The organism is Catenulispora rubra (genome assembly GCF_015356825.1).
GTDB classification, from domain to species: Bacteria; Actinomycetota; Actinomycetes; order Streptomycetales; family Catenulisporaceae; genus Catenulispora; species Catenulispora rubra.
This window is the reverse complement of sequence record NZ_JAACYW010000634.1, coordinates 1-1,212: the sequence shown is the minus strand read 5'-3', so window position 1 is coordinate 1,212 and position 1,212 is coordinate 1. Positions and strand designations below refer to the sequence as shown.

Sequence of the window (1,212 nt, the reverse complement as noted above, 5' to 3'; positions counted from 1 at the left end):
GTCTACAGGTGCGCCTTCGGTGGGGGCTGGTGGCGGGCTTTCGAGTACGGCGCCTCCGGTGCAGGGGGTGCGGCCTACAGGGACTGCGACTTCGACGGGGACGATTGCTCCGTCGGCGTTGCCGGCTAGCGGTTCGGAGTCGAGCAGCGGTGGTAGCGGGTCTGGGACGCCGCCTACCGATCCCGGTGCGGGTGCCGGTGGTGGTGGCGGCACGGGGTTTCCGAGCTCGTTCTGAGGGCTGGCAGGCCCGGTCTGGGGCTGCTCTGGGGCCGCTGCACGCTCGGTCTGGGGCCCGTCGGCGGCTACCGCTCCCCGCCCGGCACCCACAGCACGTCGCCGTCGCCGCCGTGCGAGTCGGTGTTCGCCACGCGGGCCAGGATGAACAGCAGGTCCGACAGCCGGTTCAGGTACTTCACGGCCAGCGGGTTGATGGCGTCGCCGTACTCCTCGACGGCGGCCCAGGTGCTCCGCTCGGCGCGGCGCACGACGGTGCGCGCGACGTGCAGCTGCGCCGCGACCACGGTGCCGCCGTTGAGGATGAAGGAGCGGAGCTTGGTGAGCGTCTCGTTCCACTCGTCGCACGCCGCCTCCAGGCGCTCGACGTACTCCGGCTCGATGCGCAGCGGCGGGAACTCCGGGTTCTCCGCCGGCGGGGTGCTGAGGTCGGCGCCGAGGTCGAAGAGCTCGTTCTGCACCCGCAGCAGCAGGGTCCTGATCCCGTCGTGCAGCATGCCCAGGTCGTTGCTCGCGAAGGCCACCGCCAGGCCCACGGCCGCGTTGGCCTCGTCGACGTCGGCGTAGGCCGCCAGGCGCGCGTCGGTCTTGCGGACCCGGCTCAGGTCGCCTAGGGCGGTCGTGCCGTCGTCGCCGGTGCGGGTGTAGATGCGGGTCAGGTTCACCATGGGATCTACGGTAGTGGGTTGGTGGGGGTGCTGGTGAGTGCTGGTGGGTGCGGTTGCTCTGTGGGTTTACAGGCGAATTTTTACGGCTTCGCCAATGGTTGGATGACCTCGCGGGGGGACGCAGTTCGGCCGTGCCCCGCAGGTTGCGCTGGCGGCTGGCGGTTTGCGCGTACACGACCACGCGCCGGTCCGAGTCACTGCGCACGCGTCATGTGGGCGGCTGGCGGCCGCGTTTGGTGGGCACCTTGAGGCCTCTGGCGGGCCTCCTCGCAATGCCGTTGGTTGTGTCATGCAAGTATTGGTTGTCTCT

The 1,212-nt window shown here is 70.1% G+C and carries 1 protein-coding gene; it reads right to left on the bottom strand.

Features of this window, described 5'->3' with window-relative positions; translation table 11 throughout:
* Positions 1–302: 302 nt before the first annotated feature.
* The gene (locus GWK61_RS54670) at positions 303–902 is read right to left on the bottom strand and encodes a cob(I)yrinic acid a,c-diamide adenosyltransferase (protein WP_194922305.1); all 600 of its coding nucleotides are present in this window, start codon (positions 900–902) and stop codon (positions 303–305) included.
* Between the last annotated feature and the right edge of the window lie 310 nt (positions 903–1,212).

Coding starts and splice junctions, on each gene's coding strand:
- GWK61_RS54670 (WP_194922305.1), bottom strand. CDS start 902: ATGGTGAACCTGACCCGCATCTACACCCGCACCGGCGACGACGGCACG.